This window comes from Streptomyces anthophorae, from assembly GCF_049310305.1.
Lineage (GTDB): Bacteria > Actinomycetota > Actinomycetes > Streptomycetales > Streptomycetaceae > Streptomyces.
On sequence record NZ_JBLWQQ010000001.1, the window covers coordinates 2056660 to 2074438 of the forward strand.

The 17779-nt window shown below is 71.0% G+C and carries 15 protein-coding genes; 2 read left to right on the forward strand and 13 right to left on the reverse strand.

The features are described from left to right. Positions 1-47: 47 nt before the first annotated feature. From ACNYS0_RS09240 to ACNYS0_RS09295, 12 genes are all read right to left on the reverse strand, one after another. Positions 48-1424 carry a ThuA domain-containing protein gene (locus ACNYS0_RS09240; protein WP_422472199.1) on the reverse strand — a complete coding sequence of 459 codons (1377 nt, stop codon included), beginning with the start codon at positions 1422-1424 and terminating at the stop codon, positions 48-50. A gap of 15 nt (positions 1425-1439) precedes the next feature. Beyond that, the gene (locus ACNYS0_RS09245; protein WP_422472201.1) at positions 1440-3887 is read right to left on the reverse strand and encodes a PQQ-dependent sugar dehydrogenase; all 2448 of its coding nucleotides are present in this window, start codon (positions 3885-3887) and stop codon (positions 1440-1442) included. Between the two features lie 255 nt (positions 3888-4142). Continuing rightward, complete coding sequence (locus tag ACNYS0_RS09250; protein ID WP_422472203.1) at positions 4143-5141, reverse strand: sugar phosphate isomerase/epimerase family protein; 999 nt, start codon at positions 5139-5141, stop codon at positions 4143-4145. 27 nt (positions 5142-5168) lie between these two features. After that, positions 5169-6374 (reverse strand): Gfo/Idh/MocA family protein, encoded by a 1206-nt coding sequence (locus tag ACNYS0_RS09255; protein WP_422472205.1) that lies wholly within the window; start codon positions 6372-6374, stop codon positions 5169-5171. Between the two features lie 56 nt (positions 6375-6430). Continuing rightward, positions 6431-7480 (reverse strand): substrate-binding domain-containing protein, encoded by a 1050-nt coding sequence (locus ACNYS0_RS09260; RefSeq protein ID WP_422414677.1) that lies wholly within the window; start codon positions 7478-7480, stop codon positions 6431-6433. 20 nt (positions 7481-7500) lie between these two features. Next, positions 7501-8433: an ABC transporter permease gene (locus tag ACNYS0_RS09265; RefSeq protein WP_422482538.1), complete on the reverse strand. Its 933-nt coding sequence runs from the start codon at positions 8431-8433 to the stop codon at positions 7501-7503. Between the two features lie 142 nt (positions 8434-8575). Continuing rightward, positions 8576-10060 (reverse strand): sugar ABC transporter ATP-binding protein, encoded by a 1485-nt coding sequence (locus tag ACNYS0_RS09270; protein WP_422482540.1) that lies wholly within the window; start codon positions 10058-10060, stop codon positions 8576-8578. A gap of 150 nt (positions 10061-10210) precedes the next feature. Further along, positions 10211-11392: an ROK family transcriptional regulator gene (locus ACNYS0_RS09275; protein ID WP_422472207.1), complete on the reverse strand. Its 1182-nt coding sequence runs from the start codon at positions 11390-11392 to the stop codon at positions 10211-10213. 410 nt (positions 11393-11802) lie between these two features. Beyond that, positions 11803-12480 carry a GntR family transcriptional regulator gene (locus ACNYS0_RS09280; protein ID WP_422472209.1) on the reverse strand — a complete coding sequence of 226 codons (678 nt, stop codon included), beginning with the start codon at positions 12478-12480 and terminating at the stop codon, positions 11803-11805. 149 nt (positions 12481-12629) lie between these two features. Further along, positions 12630-13577 (reverse strand): beta-ketoacyl-ACP synthase III, encoded by a 948-nt coding sequence (locus tag ACNYS0_RS09285; protein WP_422472211.1) that lies wholly within the window; start codon positions 13575-13577, stop codon positions 12630-12632. Between the two features lie 132 nt (positions 13578-13709). Next, complete coding sequence (locus tag ACNYS0_RS09290; RefSeq protein ID WP_385758558.1) at positions 13710-13856, reverse strand: MFS transporter small subunit; 147 nt, start codon at positions 13854-13856, stop codon at positions 13710-13712. After that, positions 13813-15171 carry an L-lactate MFS transporter gene (locus ACNYS0_RS09295; RefSeq protein WP_422472214.1) on the reverse strand — a complete coding sequence of 453 codons (1359 nt, stop codon included), beginning with the start codon at positions 15169-15171 and terminating at the stop codon, positions 13813-13815. Before ACNYS0_RS09295 ends, ACNYS0_RS09290 begins: the two co-directional genes overlap by 44 nt. A 206-nt stretch (positions 15172-15377) precedes the next feature. Here ACNYS0_RS09295 and fdhD point away from each other — a divergent pair, with 206 nt between their 5' ends. Continuing rightward, the gene (gene fdhD / locus ACNYS0_RS09300) at positions 15378-16226 is read left to right on the forward strand and encodes a formate dehydrogenase accessory sulfurtransferase FdhD (protein WP_422472216.1); all 849 of its coding nucleotides are present in this window, start codon (positions 15378-15380) and stop codon (positions 16224-16226) included. Positions 16227-16262: 36 nt separating this feature from the next. On the opposite strand, the gene ACNYS0_RS09305 is transcribed toward fdhD, so the two are convergent. Further along, positions 16263-16724, reverse strand: a complete 462-nt coding sequence (locus ACNYS0_RS09305) for a MarR family winged helix-turn-helix transcriptional regulator (RefSeq protein ID WP_422472218.1) — start codon at positions 16722-16724, stop codon at positions 16263-16265. A 122-nt stretch (positions 16725-16846) separates the two neighbouring features. On the opposite strand from ACNYS0_RS09305, the gene ACNYS0_RS09310 reads away from it, so the two are divergent. After that, complete coding sequence (locus ACNYS0_RS09310; RefSeq protein WP_422472220.1) at positions 16847-17770, forward strand: quinone oxidoreductase family protein; 924 nt, start codon at positions 16847-16849, stop codon at positions 17768-17770. The last annotated feature ends 9 nt before the right edge of the window (positions 17771-17779 follow it).

Consider the following 17779-nt stretch of genomic DNA (forward strand, 5'->3'; position numbering starts at 1 on the left):
GGGCAAGGCGGCGGGCGGGGGTCCGGCGTCCCTCGCCCGCCGCCGTCCTAGTCGCCCGCTCCGGGCAGCGCGCCCGCGTCGGCCGCGGGTGCGAGTTCCTTCAGGCGGATCTTGCGGAAGGACACCTGGTCGGAGTCGCCGTGGTTCTGGAGACCGATGTAGCCGTCGGTCAGGCTCCGCGCGGGGTCCTTGTTGGTGAAGTCGTTGACCTCGACTCCGTTGAGGAACACCTGGAGGCGTTCCCCCCGCACCTTGATCTCGTAGGAGTTCCACTCCCCCGGCGGCTTCAGGGCCTTGTCGCGGGCCGCGAGGTCGGCGGACTGGAAGGAGTAGATCGCGCCGGTGGTGCGGTCGGGTGCGTCGGTGGCGTCGATCTGGATCTCGTAGCCCTTGTCGACGGCGGACCAGGGGTCGTCGGAGGCCGGGAAGCCCACGAAGACACCCGAGTTGTCGTCCCCGTCGGCGCTCGACATCTTCCAGTCGAGCTTCAGGGAGTACGAGGACAGCTCCTTGGCCTGGTACCAGAGCAGGCCCATGCCGCCCTGGGAGTTGAGGGTCCCCTTCGCCGGGTCCACGGTGAAGCCGCCCGGCCCGGCTTGTTTCCAGCCGTCGAGGGTCTCGCCGTTGAAGAGGTCCCGGTAGCCGGTGTTCGGCCGGCAGTTGGCCGCGACCTTACCGGTGGCGTACAGCAGGCCGCCGCGCAGATGGCCGCGGAACGCGGGGTCGGCGTAGGACTCCTTGGTGTGTCCGCCGCCGGTGTAGAAGGCGCGGCCGCCGCCGTAGTTCTGGCACCAGGCGATCGGGTGGTCGCCCTTCATGGTGCCGCCGCTGTACGTCGTCTCGTCGAGGGAGGCGAGGACGTGCACCTTGTCGCGCGGGTTGGAGCGGTAGTTGTACCACTCGTCGGTGCGCTGCCAGGCGTCCGGCAGATCGTGCGTCGCCGGATGCTTGTGGTCCTCGACGCGGACCGTGGCCGGCTGGATCGCCGGGTGCCCCTGGAACCAGGCGCCGACGAGGCCGCCGTAGTAGTCCCAGTCGTACTCGGTGTCGGCGGCGGCGTGCACGCCCAGGTAGCCGCCGCCCTTGGCGACGTATCCCTCGAACGCCTTCTGTTGTGCGGCGTCGAGCACGTCGCCCGTGGTGGAGAGGAAGACGACGGCCTTGTACCGGGCGAGGTTGCCCGGGGTGAAGGCGGTCGCGTCCTCGGTGGTGTCGACGGCGAGCCGGTCGGCGGCGCCGAGTTCCTTCAGGGCGGCGATGCCCTCGGGGATGGAGTCGTGCCGGAACCCGGCGGTCTTGGAGAACACCAGGACCCGGTCCCGGGCCTCGGCGCCCTGGGGCGCAGAGGTGGCCGGGGCCGTGAGCCCGCCGATGAGCAGGGCGGCGGCGGCCGTCGCGAGGCCGATACGAACGGAGGTACGCATGCTGTCCTGCTCCTCTCAGCTCGTGGTGAAGGTGAAGTCGTCGATCTCGAACAGGTTGTTGCCGCTCCCGCCCTTGAAGACGAGATAGAGCGTGGTGCTCTTGGTGGGCTGCTTGCTGATGGCGGTGGTGACGTCGGCGTACGTCTCCGAGGAGCCGGTCGGTGCGACCTTGGCGCTGCCGACGAGCCTGCCGGTGGCAGAGCCGGTGCGGATCTCCAGGGTGCCGCCGGCGCCGGCGGAGGCGACGCGCGCCTTCAGGGACGTGGCGTTCCCGATGGCGTAGGGCTTGAAGGAGATCCAGTCGCCGTTCTCGATGGTGCCGACGGCCTTGCCGCCGTTGGCGGTGTCGTGGCTGACGACCGAGACGCCCTTGGAGTCGCCGTAGTGCTCGGCCTGGCGGTGCTTCTGCTGGGTGACGTGCTGGTCGTGCGTGGTGAGCGCCGGCTGACCGTTCGCGCCCTTGTCGGTGTACTCGGCGTCGAAGACTCCGAAGACGTTGGCGTTCGGGTCGTGCTCGCTGTCGGCGCTGGTCTGGATGGTTCCGGAGCAGCCGGTGGCCGAGGTGATCGGGTGGCCGTGGCTGTCGTGGCCGAGGATGTGGGTGACCTTGACCTTGGAGCAGTCGATGGTCCCGTCCTCGGGGTCGGTGACCTTCACCTTGAAGGGGACCTTGTCGCCGAACGTGAACAGCTGGCCGTCGGCGGGAAGTTCCAGGGTCACCTTGGGGGCGGTGTTGCCGACGGTGAGGTGCACATCGGCGCTGCCGGTGCGGCCCGTGGAGTCCTTGGCGGTCACGGTCGCGGTGTAGGTGCCGTTCTTCTTGTAGGTGTGGCTGGGCGAGGCGCCGGTGCCGGTGGTGCCGTCGCCGAAGTTCCAGGAGTACGTGAGCGCGTCACCGTCGGCGTCCGCTGCCGTGGAGGTGAACTGCGTCTTCAGGGGCGCCTGGCCGGAGGTCTTGTCGGCCTTGGCGTCGATGGTCGGCGAATGTCCGTCGGTGGCGTTCTCGATGCGGTACAGGGCGGAGTTCTCGTCGCCGCCGAACCAGGAGAGGCCGTAGTCGAGGACGTACAGCGCGCCGTCGGGGCCGAAGGCCATGTCCATCACCTGGGTGCCGGTCCAGGGGAACGGGTTGATCGAGGTGACCTTGCCGTCGGCGTCCTGCTCGATCCGCTTGATCCACTGGCGGCCGAACTCACCGGCGAAGAAGTCGCCGTCGTACGCCTCGGGGAACTTCACCGGAGAGGTGTTGGCGGCGTCGTAGCGGTAGACGGGGCCGCCCATCGGGGACTCGGAGCCGGAGCCGAACTCCGGGACGGAGCCGCCGTCGTAGGGGATCCACGCGGCCTGCGCGGGCGGCAGGTCGGTGAGTCCCGTGTTGTGCGGCGAGGTGTTCTTCGGCGCCGCGCAGTCGAAGTTCGAGCCGGAGGCACCCGTCGCGAAGTCGTAGTCCACGTAGGCATCGTTGTCGCCGGTGCAGTACGGCCAGCCGAAGTTGCCCGCCTTCGTGACGCGGGCGAACTCGACCTGCCCTGCCGGGCCACGCTTGGCGTCGGCGGTGCCCGCGTCGGGCCCGTAGTCGCCGACGTAGACGATGCCGGTAGGCTTGTCGACGCTCATCCGGAACGGATTGCGGAAGCCCATCGCGTAGATCTCGGGGCGCGTCTTGTCGGTGCCGGGGGCGAACAGGTTGCCGTCCGGGATGGTGTACGAGCCGTCGGCCGCGACCTTCACGCGCAGGATCTTGCCGCGCAGGTCGTTGGTGTTTCCGGCCGAACGCTGGGCGTCGTAGGCCGGGTTGCGCGTGCTGCGCTCGTCGATGGGCGTGTAGCCGTCGGAGGCGAACGGGTTGGAGTCGTCGCCCGTCGACAGGTACAGGTTGCCGTCCTTGTCGAAGTCGATGTCGCCGCCGACGTGGCAGCAGATGCCGCGCGAGGTCTGGACGTCGAGGACCTTCTTCTCGGAGGCCTTGTCGAGCGTGCCGTCGGTGTTGAGGGTGAAGCGGGAGAGCCGGTTGTAGCCGTCGAAGGGGGCGAAGTCGGCGGCCGTGCCGTCGTTGGGGGCGTCGCCGGACGGGGTGTTCAGCGGGGGCGCGTAGTAGAGGTAGATCGCCCGGTTCTCGCTGAAGTTCGGGTCGACGCCGACGCCCTGGAGGCCCTCTTCGTCGTGGCTGTAGACATCGAGCTTGCCGGCGACCTTGGTGGTGCCGTTCTCGTCGGTCAGGCGCAGCACGCCGTCGCGCGAGGTGTGCAGGACCTTGCGGTCCGGCAGGACGGCCAGCGACATCGGCTCGCCGACCTCCTCCGCGCCCTTGGCGAGGGTGACCTGCTGGAAGTCCTCGGCCGCGGCCGTGCCGGCCACGGGCGCGGGGGCGGCAGCCGCCGAGAAGGTGAGCGAGGCGGCGGCGAGCAGGGTGCCGGTGAGCAGGGCGAGTGCGTTGCGGGTTCTCAGGCGTTTCCTGTGCACGGGTTCCTCCGGACAGAGGGGCGGGTCGTGCGATACGCCGGGGCGCGCCGTCGCCCCGGAGGGATCTGTGCCGTGAGTGCCATGTGTGTGCCGTGCGGTCGTTCGACGGAGGACGCTAGCCGCGTTTGTCCCGTCCGAACAGACCTTGTACGGAGAAGAGTTGAGCTTTTTCCTACTTCAGGACAAAGCCGGTTTTGGGCATGGCCGACCGGCCGCGCGACCACCGCTTCCGGTCGCGCGGCCGTGGCCCTCGCGTCAGCTGTTGAACGCCGCGTCGAAGGACGCCGTGGGCGGTTCGTAGTCGAACGCCTTCAGGCGGGTCAGGGCCTCCGGGGCGCCCTGGAGCCGGTCCATGCCCGCGTCCTCCCACTCGACGGAGATGGGCCCGGAGTAGTCGATGGAGCGGAGCATGCGGAACACGTCCTCCCAGGGGACGTCCCCGTGCCCGGCGGACACGAAGTCCCAGCCGCGGCGCGGGTCTCCCCAGGGGAGGTGGGAGCCGAGGCGGCCGTTGCGGCCGTCGAGGCGCTTGCGGGCCTCCTTGCAGTCGACGTGCAGGATGCGGTCCTTGAAGTCCCACAGGAAGCCGACCGGGTCGAGGTCCTGCCACACGAAATGGGAGGGGTCGAAGTTCAGGCCGAAGGCCGGGCGGTGGTTGAGCGCCTCGAGCGCCTTGTGCGTGGTCCAGTAGTCGTACGCGATCTCACTGGGGTGGACCTCGTGGGCGAAGCGGACGCCCTCGGCGTCGAACACGTCGAGGATCGGGTTCCAGCGCTCGGCGAAGTCCTCGTAGCCGCGCTCGATCATCGACTCGGGCGCGGGCGGGAACATGGCGACGAGGTGCCAGATGGCCGAGCCGGTGAAGCCGATGACGGTGTCGACACCGAAGGCGGCGGCCGCGCGGGCGGTGTCCTTGATCTCGGCGGCGGCCCGCTGCCTGACCCCCTCGGCCTCACCGTGCCCCCAGATACGGGAGGGCAGGATCGCCTCGTGCCGTTCGTCGATGATGGCGTCGCAGACGGCCTGCCCGACCAGGTGGTTGGAGATCGCCCAGCACTTGAGGCCGTACTTGTCGAGCAGGGCGTGCCGGCCCTTGACGTAGTCGGGGTCGTCGAGCGCCTTGTCGACCTCGAAGTGGTCTCCCCAGCAGGCGAGTTCGAGGCCGTCGTACCCGGCGTCGCGGGCGATGCGGCACACCTCTTCGAGCGGCAGGTCGGCCCACTGACCGGTGAAGAGGGTGAACGGGCGGGGCATGGAAGGCTCCTCTCGGATCGCAGGCCCTCAGGCCGGGATCGGGGTGTAGACGGAGTTCTTGGCCGCGCTCTCCTCGACCGCCGCGAGGACGCGCTGCACCTGGAGTCCGTCGGCGAACGACGGCCGGGGCTGGGCCCCCTCGGCGATGGCGGTGACGAGGTCGCGGGCCTGGTGGGTGAACGTGTGCTCGTAGCCGAGGCCGTGCCCGGGCGGCCACCAGGCCTCCAGATAGGGGTGGCCCGGCTCGGTGGCGAGGATCCGGCGGAAGCCGGCGCGCTCGGCGGGTTCGGTGTGGTCGTGGAAGGACAGTTCGTTGAGACGTTCCAGATCGAAGGCCAACGAACCGTGGGAGCCGTTGAGCTCGATGGTGAGTCCGTTCTTGCGGCCGGCCGCGAACCGGGTGGCCTCGAAGGAGGCGAGGGCGCCGGAGGCGAACCGTCCGGTGAACAGGGCCGCGTCGTCGACCGTGACGGGCCCGGTGCCGGCGTCGCCGCCCCCGGCCGCCGAGAGACCGGAGGATGCGCCCTCCAGGAGCGGACGTTCGCGCACGAAGGTCTCGGTGAGCGCGGAGACACCGGCCACGGGTTCGCCCGCGAGGTACTGGGCGAGGTCCACGGCGTGCGCGCCGAGGTCGCCGAGGGCCCCGGAGCCCGCGTGCGGTTTCTGAAGCCGCCAGGTGAGGGGGAATTCGGGGTCGACGAGCCAGTCCTGGAGGTAGTGGGCGCGGACATGGCGCAGGGTGCCGATGCGGCCTTCGGCGACCATGCGGCGGGCCAGCGCGACGGCCGGGACGCGACGGTAGTTGAATCCGACCATCGCCAACTGGCTGCGCGCAGCGGCCTGTTCGGCGGCCGCTGCCATCGCCTCGGCCTCCTCCACCGAGTTGGCGAGCGGCTTCTCGCACAGCACGTGCTTGCCGGCCTCCAGGGCGGCGACGGCGATCTCGGCGTGGCTGTCGCCGGGGGTGCAGATGTCGACCAGGTCGACATCGTCCCGGGCGATCAGCGCCCGCCAGTCGGTCTCGGCCGCGGCCCACCCGAGCCGGTCGGCCGCGGCGCGCACCCCCGGGGCGTCGCGGCCGCAGACCGCGGCGAGTGCGGGCGTGAGCGGCAGGTCGAAGACGCGGCCCACGGTGCGCCAGCCCTGCGAGTGGGCGGCGCCCATGAACGCGTAGCCGACCATGCCGACACCCAGGACGGGCCTCGCCCCGTCGTGTCCGTTGCTGCCTGCCATGCAGAAGTCCTCCTCGTCCGCGCGGTGCTGGGGGGATACGCCGTACGGGGCGGGGCTCACTTGAAGCCGGTGGGCATGTACTGGTCGACGTTCTTCTTGTCGACGACGGCCGAGTACAGGGTCAGGTGGGCGGGGATCTCGAACTCGGCCATGCCGCTGATGCCCCGGCCCTGGCCGAGCGCGCGGGCCAGGTCGATCGCGGAGGCGGCCATGGTCGGCGGGTACAGGACGGTGGCCTTCAGCACGCCCCGGTCCTGCTTGATCTCCTCGAAGGCGGAGAGCGCGCCGGCGCCGCCGACCATCAGGAAGTCGTCGCGGCCCGCCTGCTTGATGGCGCGCAGGGCGCCGACGCCTTGGTCGTCGTCGTGGTTCCACAGGGCGTCGAAGCCCTTCTGCGCCTGGAGGAGTTGGGACATCTTGGCCTGTCCCGACTCGACCGTGAACTCGGCGGCCTGCCGGGCCACCTTCTTGATGTTGGGGTAGTTCTTCAGGGCGGCGTCGAAGCCCTCGGTGCGCTGTTTGGTGAGTTCGAGGTTGTCGAGCCCGGCGAGCTCGACGACCTTCGCGTTCTTCTTGTCCTTGAGCTGCTCGCCGATGTAGTGCCCGGCGCTCAGGCCCATGCCGTAGTTGTCGCCGCCGATCCAGCACCGGTACGCCTGCGGGGTGTTGAAGATGCGGTCGAGGTTCACGACGGGGATGCCGGCGCGCATCGCCTTCAGGCCCACCTGGGTCAGCGCCTTGCCGTCGGCGGGCAGCACGACGAGGACGTCGACCTTCTTGTTGATGAGGGTCTCGACCTGGCCGATCTGCGCGGCGGTGTCGTTGGAGCCCTCGGTGGTCTCCAGGGTGACGTCCGCGTACTTCTTGGCGCGTTCCTTGGCGTTGTCGTTGATGGCGTTGAGCCAGCCGTGGTCGGCCTGCGGGCCCGCGAAGCCGATGGTGACCTGCTTGCCCTTCTTGTCGTCGGCGACCGGCTGGTCGGCCGCCTTCTTGTCGTCGCTCTTGTCGCTGGGCTCGTTGCTGGTGCAGGCGGTGAGCAGCCCGCCCGCGGTGACGGCCGCGGCCGCGCCGAAGATCAGTCCTCGGCGGCTCGTTGTCTCTGGCATGGCGTGTCCCTTTCCGCGTTTCAGTGGGATGTGCTGGCCGTGCGCCGCTGCACCAGGACCGCCACGACGATGATGGCGCCCTTGGCGATCTGCTGGACGTCGCTCTGCAGGTTGTTCAGCGCGAAGATGTTCTGGATCGTGGTGAAGATCAGGACGCCGAGGACGGAGCCGACGATGGTGCCGCGGCCGCCGGTCAGCAGGGTGCCGCCGATGATGGCGGCGGCGATGGCGTCGAGTTCGTAGAGGTTGCCGTTGGTGTTCTGGCCCGAGCCGGAGAGCACGATCAGCAGGAAGGCCGCGATGCCGCAGCACAGGCCGGAGAGCAGATACAGGTAGAGGCGCTGGCGGCGCACGTCGATGCCGGCGAGGCGGGCCGCCTCCGCGTTGCCGCCGACGGCGACGGTGCGGCGGCCGAAGGTGGTGCGGTTCAGGATCAGCCAGCCGATCACGGTGACCGCGACGAACACGAGCACCAGGGGCGGGATCCCGAGGACGTACGAGTCGCGCTCGCCGAGCTTCAACACGCCGGGAACGGTGGCCATTTGGGTCTTGCCGTCGGTGATCTGAAGGGCGAGGCCGCGGCCCGAGGCGAGCATCGCGAGGGTGGCGATGAACGGGACCATGCCGCCGTACGCGATCAGTACGCCGTTGACGAGGCCGCAGCCGACGCCGACGAGGATCGCCGTGAACAGGACGCCGGTGAAGCCGTACTCCTGGGTGGCCACGGTGGTGGCCCAGACACTGGCGAGAGCGACGATCGCGCCGACGGAGAGGTCGATCCCGCCCGAGATGATCACGAAGGTCATGCCGACGGTGACGACGCCGATGACGGAGGACAGCGTGAGGATGAGCTGAAGGTTGTCCGTGTCCAGGAAGGAGTCCGGCTGCGTGATGCCGCCGATGACGACCAGGGCGGCGAGGACGCCGAGGAGCGAGAGCGTGCGGACGTCCATCCGGACGACGCGGGGCTTGTGCTTGGCCGGGGCGGCCTCCGGGGCCGCCGGGCTGGCGGCGGGTGCGGGGTGCGTCATGACGCCAGGTCCCTTCGGGGGCGGACGGTGTGGTCTCGGTGGTGTGTCTGCGCCGTGCGGCCCGTCATCGCGAGCCCTCGAGGACCAGGTCGAGGACGCCGTGCTCGTCCAGGTCCGTCGCCGGGGACTCGTGGATCACCCGGCCCTCCCTGAGGACCAGGACCCGGTCGGCGAGGCCGAGCACCTCGGGGACCTCGCTGGACACGAGGAGGACGGCGAGGCCCTCGTCGGCGAGGCGGCGGATCACGGCGTACAGCTCGGCGCGGGCGCCGACGTCGACGCCGCGGGTCGGCTCGTCGAGCAGCAGCACCCGGCAGCCGCGCAGCAGCCAGCGGGCGAGCACGGCCTTCTGCTGGTTGCCGCCGGAGAGCGTGCGCACGGGCACGGAGGGGTCGTCGGGGCTCAGGGACAGTTCGCGGGTGGCGCCCCGTGCGGCCTCCCGTTCCCGGCCGCGGTCCAGCCAACCCCCGTACGAGAAGCGGGACATGGAGGAGACGGAGACATTGCGGGTGACCGATTCGAGCATCATCAGGGCCTGCGCCTTGCGCTCCTCGGGGGCGAGCCCGAGCCCCGCGCGGACGGCGGCGCGGACGCTGCCGGTGCGCAACGGCTTTCCATTGACCTGGATCTGACCGGCCGTCGGTTTCCGGGCCCCGTAGATGGTCTCCAGGATCTCGGAGCGCCCGGACCCCACGAGTCCGGCGAGGCCGACGATCTCGCCGGGCCGGATGTCGAGGTCGAGCGGTGCGAACTCCCCGGCGCGGGTGAGCCCTTGGACCTTGAGGACGGACTCCGTACGGGGTCCGGTGTTGGGCCGGTCGGGGAAGACGTACTCGACGTTGCGGCCGGTCATCAGGGAGATGATGTCGCGGGTCGGGGTGGACTCGGCGGGCAGTCCGACGGCCACCGCGCGGCCGTCCTTGAGGACGGTGACGCGGTCGCCGATGCGGCGGATCTCCTCCAGGCGGTGGGAGATGTAGACGACGGCGACGCCCGCGGCGGTCAGGTCGCCGACGATCCGGAAGAGGTTCTCGACCTCGTCGGGGTCGAGCGCGGCGGACGGCTCGTCCATGACCATGAGCCGTACGTCGTGGGAGAGCGCGCGGGCCATGGAGACGATCTGCTGGTGGGCGGCGGACAGGTCGCCGACGAGGCGCTCGGGGTCGATCTCCGGATGGCCGAGCCGCCGCAGCAGCGCGGCCGTCTCGGCGCGCGCCGTGCGTCCGCGCACGACGAATCCGCCGGAGGTCGGCTCGTGCCCGAGGAACACGTTCTCGGCCACGGACAGCGCCTCCACCAGGTCGAGTTCCTGGTAGATGGTGGCGACGCCGAGGCGCATCGCGGCGATCGGCGAGCGCAGCGCGACCTGTTCGCCGCGCCAGGTGATGACGCCGTCGTCGGGCTGGTGCGCCCCGGCGAGGACCTTGATCAGGGTGGACTTCCCCGCGCCGTTCTGGCCGAGGAGACAGTGCACCTCCCCGGCCTGGACCTCCAGGTCGACGCCGTCCAGGGCGCGCACGCCGGGGAACGATTTGGTGATGCCGGACATGGTGAGCAGTGGTGGTGCCAAGGCCGTATCGGGTCCCATGACGGTTCCCCTCGGGGCGGGTGCGGACCGGTTTCAGGGCGGAGCGGGGCAGGGCAGGGCGGAGCTGAGCGCCGTACAGGGTGTGCGTGGAGCAGCGTGGTGCGGCTGGGCTTACGCGGGTGAGAACAGGTGATCGCTGATCAATCGGGCGCCGCCGGTCACTCCGGCGGTGGGCCCCAACTCCCCGAGCACGATGGGGAGGTTGCCGGTCGCCAGGGGGAGCGACTGGCGGTAGACCTGGGTGCGCAGGGCGGCCAGCAGGGTGTGGCCGAGCCCGGTGACGCCGCCGCCGATGACGACGAGTCCCGGGTTGAAGAAGCTGACGAGGGACGCGATGACCTGGCCGGTGCGGTTGCCGCCCTCCCGGATCAGGTCGAGGCACGTGGTGTCGCCGGCCGCGGCGGCCGCCGCGACGTCGGCGGCGGTGAGCCGGCCCGCGCTCTCCAGGCGGGCGGCGAGTTCCGGGGAGCTGCCGTCGCGGGCCGCGGCCTCCGCGTCGCGGGCGAGCGCGGCGCCGCTGAAGTGTGCTTCCAGGCAGCCTTTGTTGCCGCAGGCGCACGGCCGGCCGTCCTGCTCGACGCGGATGTGCCCGATGTCGCCTGCCGACCCGGTGGTGCCGCGGTGGACCTCGCCGCCGACGACGATGCCACAGCCGATACCGGTGCCGATCTTGACGCAGAGGAAGTCGCTCGCCTGCCGGGCGACGCCCGCGTGCTGCTCCCCCATCGCCATCAGGTTCACGTCGTTGTCGACCATGACGGGGCAGCCCAGTTCCTGGCTGAGCGCCTCGCGGACCGGGAAGCCGTCCCAGCCGGGCATGATCGGCGGCGCGACCGGCACACCTTCGGGGAACCGCACGGGTCCCGGCACGCCGATGCCCGCGCCGTCGAAACCCTCGGCGAGCCCGGAGGACTTCAACTTGGCCGCCATGGCGAGGACTTGCTCGAAGATCGCGACGGGGCCCTCGCGGACGTCCATGGGCTGGGCGATGTGGCCGAGGATCTCCAGCTCGGCGTTGGTGACCGCGACGTCGACCGAGGTCGCGCCGATGTCCACGCCGAGGAAGCGGAGCGAGGGGGCCAGCCGGACGTTGTGGGAGCGGCGGCCGCCGCGCGAGGCGGCGAGTCCGTCGGCGACCACGAGTCCGGTGTCCAGGAGCCGGTCCACCTCCACGGCCAGTCGCGAGCGCGACAGTTCCACCTGGTCGCCCAGCTGGGCGCGGGAGTTGGGCCCTTCGTCGCGCAGCAGCCGCAGCAGCCGCGCCTGGTGCCCGTTGGCCGGTCGAGCCGTCATGCGTCTCACGTGCCCCTCCCCGCCGCTCCGGGCCTCATGGGTGGTGGTGCCGTGCGCTCGTGCCGTCGTTCGTCGGGGAACGTAGCAGCGCCCACCCGGCACGGGAAGAAGTCGCGCGGGAATTGCTCCCAACTTTCTCCCGCCACAGGACAAAGCCGGGGCGGGACACGGCGGGACGATCACGGTTCCCGTGCCACAGGGGGCTCACTGAGCTGCGGATCGTCGCGCCCTTCGACGCACGCGTGGAGTCGGCGGCGCCGGGCGTCCGCTGACGGACGGCTTTCGGCGGTGGACGCGGCCGGCGCCCGGCCGTGCTCCGGCGCGGTCGCCCGGCACGGTCCGCGGGGAACGCCGCCCGACGCCCCGGCCTTCCACGTCGAGCCGGTGCACGCCGGGCAGTGGCAGCGGTGTCAGTCGCGCTCGCGGTGGTGGTAGGTCTCGCGGGTGTGCTCGGTGTGCGTCCGCATCACGGCGGTGGCCTTCGCCTCGTCGCGCGCGGAGATCGCCGCGATCAGCTGCCGGTGCTCGATCCAGGACTGCTCGCCGCGCTGCCGGGCGACGGGCTGGTAGTACCAGCGCACCCGGCGGTCGACCTGGCCCGCGAGCTCGCCGAGGACCACGTTGCCCGCGAGCTCCATGACCTTGGCGTGGAACTCCGCGTTCGTGGCGACGACCAGGTCCACGTCCCCGTCGGCGACCGCCCGCTCGCCCTTGGCGCACAGCGCCTCCAGCTCGGCGATGCCGGTCTTGCCCGCGTTGGCCGCGGCGAGCCGGGCGGCCTCGGCCTCCAACAGCGTACGGACGCTGAGGAGTTGGTCGGCCTCCTCCTCGGTCGGCTCGTGCACGAACGCGCCCTGCGCGGGACGCAGGTCCACCCAGCCCTCGGTGTTCAGCCGCTGCAACGCCTCGCGCACCGGCTGCCGGGAGACCCCGAGGTGACCGGCGAGTTCGCTCTCGACCAGGTGCTGGCCGGGCTGCAAAGCCCGCGTCGTGATCAGTTCGAGCAGCGCCTCGTAGACCCGCTCGCGCAGCGGTCCTGGGCGCTCCAGCTTGGGCACCGCCCCCTGCGGCAGTCCTGTGGACAACATCGCGGTCCCCCTCCTGGGCTTCGAGCATCCGGCAAACCGGCTCCGACGTCCGCCGGATTGGCTTTGGAATACAGTTTACCGAGCGCAATCGCCACGGCTAGAGCGAGTTGACCTCGTCACATTCTGTGTGCCGGATGTACGCGGCCGGGTCACGGGCAGCGCACGACCTGGCCCGCGTACGAGAGGTTGCCGCCGAAGCCGAAGAGCAACGCGGGCGACCCGCTGACCAGTTCGCCGCGCTCGACCAGCTTGGACAGGGCGATCGGCACGCTCGCGGCGGAGGTGTTGCCGGAGTCGACGACGTCCCGCGCGATCACGGCGTTCACCGCGCCGATCTTCTCCGCGAGGGGCTCGATGATGCGCAGGTTGGCCTGGTGGAGGACGACCGCGGCGAGATCGGCCGGGTCGAGCCCCGCCTTCGCGCAGGCCTCGCGGGCCAGTGGCGGCAGCGAGCGGGTGGCCCAGCGGTAGACGGACTGGCCCTCCTGGGCGAAGCGGGCCGGCTCGCCCTCGATCCGCACGGCGTCGCCCATCTCGGGGACCGAGCCCCACAGGACCGGGCCGATCCCCGGCTCCTCGCCCTCGGCGCACGGCTCGACGACCACGGCGCCCGCCCCGTCCCCGACCAGGACGCACGTCGAGCGGTCGGTCCAGTCGGTGACGGCGGACATCTTGTCGGCGCCGATGACCAGGGCACGCGTCGCCGCTCCGGCGCGCAGCGTGTGGTCGGCGGTGGCGAGGGCGTGCGTGAAGCCCGCGCACACGACGTTCAGGTCGAGCGCGGCCGGGGACGGGACGCCGAGCCGGTGGGCGACGCGGGCCGCCATGTTCGGGGAGCGGTCCACGGCCGTGGAGGTCGCGACGACGACCAGGTCGATGTCGGCCGCGGCAAGCCCTGCGGCGGCCAGCGCCTTGGCGGCGGCGTGTGCGGCGAGCTCGTCGACGGGCTCGTCGGGGCCGGCGATGTGCCGGGTGCGGATGCCGACGCGACTGCGGATCCACTCGTCATTGGTGTCGACCATGCCCGCCAGTTCCTCATTGGTGAGGATCCTGGCGGGCTGGTGGTGCCCGATGCCGACAATGCGCGAACCGACCATGGAGGCCCCCTCGTGAGCTGCGGATCCTCCAGTCTGGTCAGCGACTCACGAGTAACGGGTGGCGGCCAGTGACAGGAAAGTGCCGTTTCACTTGGAGACTTCTGCTGGAGCCGCAAGGCCGGTTACGGACATTCACCCGGTGAACAGCTGTGTGGCCTTTTGCACCAGTTCGTACACTCCGTACGCGAGCGGCAGCCCGACCCACAGCCAGGAGAAGGCGATCAGGCCGCGCCGCTCAGGCGCGCTCCTTGCGGTCTGCGGCGGCGGTGTCGATGTCATCTGCGGACTCCCTGGGGGCGGGGACTACGTGGTGGCGGGCGTGCACGGGACGTACCAGTTCATTGGCGACGAAGCCGACGACGAGCAGGCCGATCATGATCATGAGCGAGAGGCCGTACAGATTGGCGCCGTGCTTGCCCGCGCTCTCCTGGCTGTCGGCGACCCAGTTGACGATGAGCGGGCCGAGGACACCGGCCGTGGACCAGGCGGTGAGCAGCCGGCCGTGGATGGCACCGACCTGGTAGGTGCCGAAGAGGTCCTTCAGATACGCGGGGATGGTCGCGAAGCCGCCCCCGTAGAAGGAGAGGATCACGAGGGCGCACAGCACGAAGAGGGGCTTCGACGCGTCGCCCCACAGGACGATGAACAGGTACATCAGAGCGCCCACGCCGAGGTAGACGCGGTAGATGTTCTTGCGGCCGATCAGGTCGGATGTGGAGGACCAGCCGATGCGGCCCGCCATGTTCGCGGCGGAGAGCAGCGCCACGAAGCCCGCGGCCGCCGACACGGACACCGGGGTGCCGGTGTCGGCGAAGAAGTCCGTGATCATCGGCGCGGCCTTCTCCAGGATGCCGATGCCCGCGGTCACGTTCATGGTCAGGACGACCCACAGGCACCAGAACTGGGGCGTGCGGATCGCCTGCTTCGCGGAGACCTGGGGGCCGCTGAGAGCCGCCTCCTCGGCGCGCCCGTCCTGCTGGACCTCGGCCTTCGGCCGCGGCACCCGGATGAGCAGCACACCGAGCGTCATGAACACCGCGTACGCGAGCCCGTGCACGAGGAACGCGAGGGCGATGCCACTGCTGTCCGCGCCGAAGGACTCCAGCATCTGGGCGCTCCACGGCGACGCGATGAGCGCACCGCCGCCGAAGCCCATGATCGCGATGCCGGTGGCCATGCCGGGCCGGTCGGGGAACCACTTGATCAGCGTGGAGACGGGCGAGATGTAGCCGATGCCGAGACCGATGCCGCCGACGAAGCCGTAGCCGAAGACGATCAGCCAGTACTGCTCCGTGGCGGCGCCCAGCGAGGAGAGCAGGAAGCCGGAGGAGAAGCAGATGAGCGCGACGGTCATGGCCCAGCGCGGCCCGTTGCGCTCGACGAGCGTGCCGCCGAATGCGGCCGACAGGCCGAGCATCACGATGCCGAGCTGGAACGGCAGCGCGCTCTGCGTGCCGCTCAGCCCCAGCGCCGACTCCAAGGGAGGCTTGAAGACGCTCCAGGCGTAGGCCTGACCGATGGAGAGATGGACGGCGAGCGCGGCCGGGGGTACGAGCCAACGGCTCCAGCCGGCCGGTGCGACGGGGGGCTTCATGATCCCGAACGGTAGGCAGTAGCACGGCTGTTGGGAAGCCCCTTTGTCCAGTCCCTTGTCGAACTGCGCGGCGACTTCCATACTGTAGGCAATATCCCACCCAATGGCGGCAGGAGGCCGGAGCCGACCGGCGGGCCCCGGTGCAGGAGAATGGGGCTCACGCACACCGGCCACCACCACCAGCAGCGATGAGGACGTATCGGGACATGGGACGAGTCACGGAACGACGCAAGGTGCTCCGGATAAGGGACGGACACGTCTCCACGCGGCCCGACACCCTCGTCGCCGAGGAACCGCTGGAGATCCGGCTGAACGGCAAGCCGCTCGCCATCACCATGCGCACCCCGGGCGACGACTTCCCGCTCGCGGCCGGCTTCCTCGTCAGCGAGGGCGTCCTGGCCACGGCCGACGACCTTCAGAACATCGTGTACTGCGCGGGCGCCACGGAGGACGGCAGCAACACCTACAACGTGGTCGACGTGCGGACGACGCCGGGCGTCGAGCTGCCCGACATCACCCTGGAGCGCAACGTCTACACGACCTCGTCCTGCGGCCTGTGCGGCAAGGCGAGCCTCGACGCGGTGCGCACCACGGCCCGGTTCCCGATCTCCGACACTCCCCCGGTCCGGCTGACGCCCGAGCTGCTCGCCTCGCTCCCCGACCGGCTGCGCGAGGCCCAGCGCGTCTTCGACCGGACCGGGGGCCTGCACGCGGCGGCGCTCTTCGACGAGGAGGGGAAGCTCGTCGACATCCGGGAGGACGTGGGGCGGCACAACGCGGTCGACAAGCTGGTCGGCCGGGCCCTCCAGAACGGGGAGCTGCCGCTGTCCCGCTCGATCCTGATGGTCTCGGGCCGCGCCTCGTTCGAACTGGCGCAGAAGGCCGTGATGGCGGGCATCCCGGTGCTCGCGGCGGTGTCGGCCCCCTCGTCCCTCGCGGTGGACCTCGCGACCGAGACGGGTCTGACGCTGATCGGCTTCCTGCGCGGCAACTCCATGAACGTGTACGCGGGCGAGAACCGGATCGCCCTTGAGCCGGCGGTCACGCAGGGCTGACCGGGCCCCTCCCGGAGCGCCCCGCCGCGCGCCGGTTCAGCTCCCGGCGGCGGGAATCGTGGACACCCGCCGCAACATCTCCATGAACCGCTCCCGCTCCTCCGTCGACAGCGGCGCGAGCAGCTCGTCGTTCGCGGCGCGCGCCGCCGCCGCGCACGTGCCGACGAGGCGGTCGCCCTCGGCCGTGACCGTGACCGCGTTCTTGCGCCGGTCCCTGGGGTCGGGCGCGCGCTCGACGAGGCCAGCGGCCTCCAGGTCGTTGAGCACGCCGACCATGTCCTTGGGGTCGAGTACGACGCCGCGCACGAGGTCGGCCTGAGCGACGGGCCCCCAGTCGGACACCGCGCTGAGCACCACGTGGTGCCACATCCTCAGCCCTTGCTCGGCGAGCGCGTCGGCGACGAGCGCACGTCCGCGCGCCGCGGCCCGCCCGAGCAGCCAGCTGGGCAGGTCACGGATGGCGCCGGGGGCGGTGGGCGGCGGGCTCGGTGCGTCCATGCGGCCACCGTAGCGAATAAACGTTGGACCTCCCAATGAAATCTGCGTACCGTTCCGTCTGTTCTGTTCGTTGGGAGTCCCAACGAACAACCAGACGACCGCGCACAGAGGGGGTCACGTCCATGCGTCGTGTCCGGTACGAGCACAGCGGTGGGCCCGAGGTGCTGTTCCTGGAGGAGGTGCCCGGGCCCGAACCGGGGCCCGGGGAGCTCCTCGTCCGCGCGGAGGCGATCGGGGTCACGCTGCCCGTCGTCCGCAAGGTCCGCGAGGCGCGTGAGCCGATCGCGCTCGGCGGCGAGGTCGCGGGCGAGGTGCTCGCGCTCGGCACGGGCGTGACGGGGTACGCCGTCGGGGACCGGGTCACCGGGCTGGTCTTCGGCCACGGCTATGCCGACCGTGTGCTGCTGCACACCGCGATGGCCTCACCCGTGCCGGACGGCGCGAGCGCGGTCGACGCGGTGGCGCTCGTCCGCAGCGGGCTCGTCGCGTACGGGGCGCTGCACGCCGCGCGCCCCGAGCCGGGCGAGGCCGCCCTGGTGACCGCGGCGGCGAGCGGCGTGGGTCACCTCGCGCTGCAATTGGCGGCGTTGAAGGGCGCGAAGCGCGTGGTGGCCGCGGTCTCCGGCGCCGGCAAGGCCGACTTCGTGCGTGCGCTCGGGGCCGACGAGGTGGTGACGTACGACGCCGGTTCCTGGGGCGAGCCCGTCGACTACGTGCTCGACGCGGTCGGCGGCGCGCTGCTGAAGCCCGCCGTGGCCGCGCTCGCTCCGCACGGCCGGCTCGTGGCGTACAGCTCGGGCGGCGGCACCGTGGAGGCCTACGACCTGCTCGTGGGCGCGAAGTCGGTGATCGGTTTCCAGATGGGGCTCATCGCCCGCGGGCAGCCGCGGACGTACGAGCGGTGGCGTGCGGAGCTGTGGGAGATGTTCCTGACGGGTGCTCTGAAACCGGTGGTCCACGCGGAGTTCCCGCTGGAGGAGGCGGCGAGGGCGCACGCCGTGATCGAGGGGCGGGCCAATACCGGGAAGGTCGTGCTCGTGCCCTGACACGCGGTC

Coding starts and splice junctions, on each gene's coding strand:
- ACNYS0_RS09240 (WP_422472199.1), bottom strand. CDS start 1,424: ATGCGTACCTCCGTTCGTATCGGCCTCGCGACGGCCGCCGCCGCCCTG.
- ACNYS0_RS09250 (WP_422472203.1), bottom strand. CDS start 5,141: ATGCCCCGCCCGTTCACCCTCTTCACCGGTCAGTGGGCCGACCTGCCG.
- ACNYS0_RS09255 (WP_422472205.1), bottom strand. CDS start 6,374: ATGGCAGGCAGCAACGGACACGACGGGGCGAGGCCCGTCCTGGGTGTC.
- ACNYS0_RS09260 (WP_422414677.1), bottom strand. CDS start 7,480: ATGCCAGAGACAACGAGCCGCCGAGGACTGATCTTCGGCGCGGCCGCG.
- ACNYS0_RS09265 (WP_422482538.1), bottom strand. CDS start 8,433: ATGGACGTCCGCACGCTCTCGCTCCTCGGCGTCCTCGCCGCCCTGGTC.
- ACNYS0_RS09270 (WP_422482540.1), bottom strand. CDS start 10,060: ATGTCCGGCATCACCAAATCGTTCCCCGGCGTGCGCGCCCTGGACGGC.
- ACNYS0_RS09275 (WP_422472207.1), bottom strand. CDS start 11,392: ATGACGGCTCGACCGGCCAACGGGCACCAGGCGCGGCTGCTGCGGCTG.
- ACNYS0_RS09280 (WP_422472209.1), bottom strand. CDS start 12,480: ATGTTGTCCACAGGACTGCCGCAGGGGGCGGTGCCCAAGCTGGAGCGC.
- ACNYS0_RS09285 (WP_422472211.1), bottom strand. CDS start 13,577: ATGGTCGGTTCGCGCATTGTCGGCATCGGGCACCACCAGCCCGCCAGG.
- ACNYS0_RS09290 (WP_385758558.1), bottom strand. CDS start 13,856: ATGACATCGACACCGCCGCCGCAGACCGCAAGGAGCGCGCCTGAGCGG.
- ACNYS0_RS09295 (WP_422472214.1), bottom strand. CDS start 15,171: ATGAAGCCCCCCGTCGCACCGGCCGGCTGGAGCCGTTGGCTCGTACCC.
- fdhD (WP_422472216.1), top strand. CDS start 15,378: ATGGGACGAGTCACGGAACGACGCAAGGTGCTCCGGATAAGGGACGGA.
- ACNYS0_RS09305 (WP_422472218.1), bottom strand. CDS start 16,724: ATGGACGCACCGAGCCCGCCGCCCACCGCCCCCGGCGCCATCCGTGAC.
- ACNYS0_RS09310 (WP_422472220.1), top strand. CDS start 16,847: ATGCGTCGTGTCCGGTACGAGCACAGCGGTGGGCCCGAGGTGCTGTTC.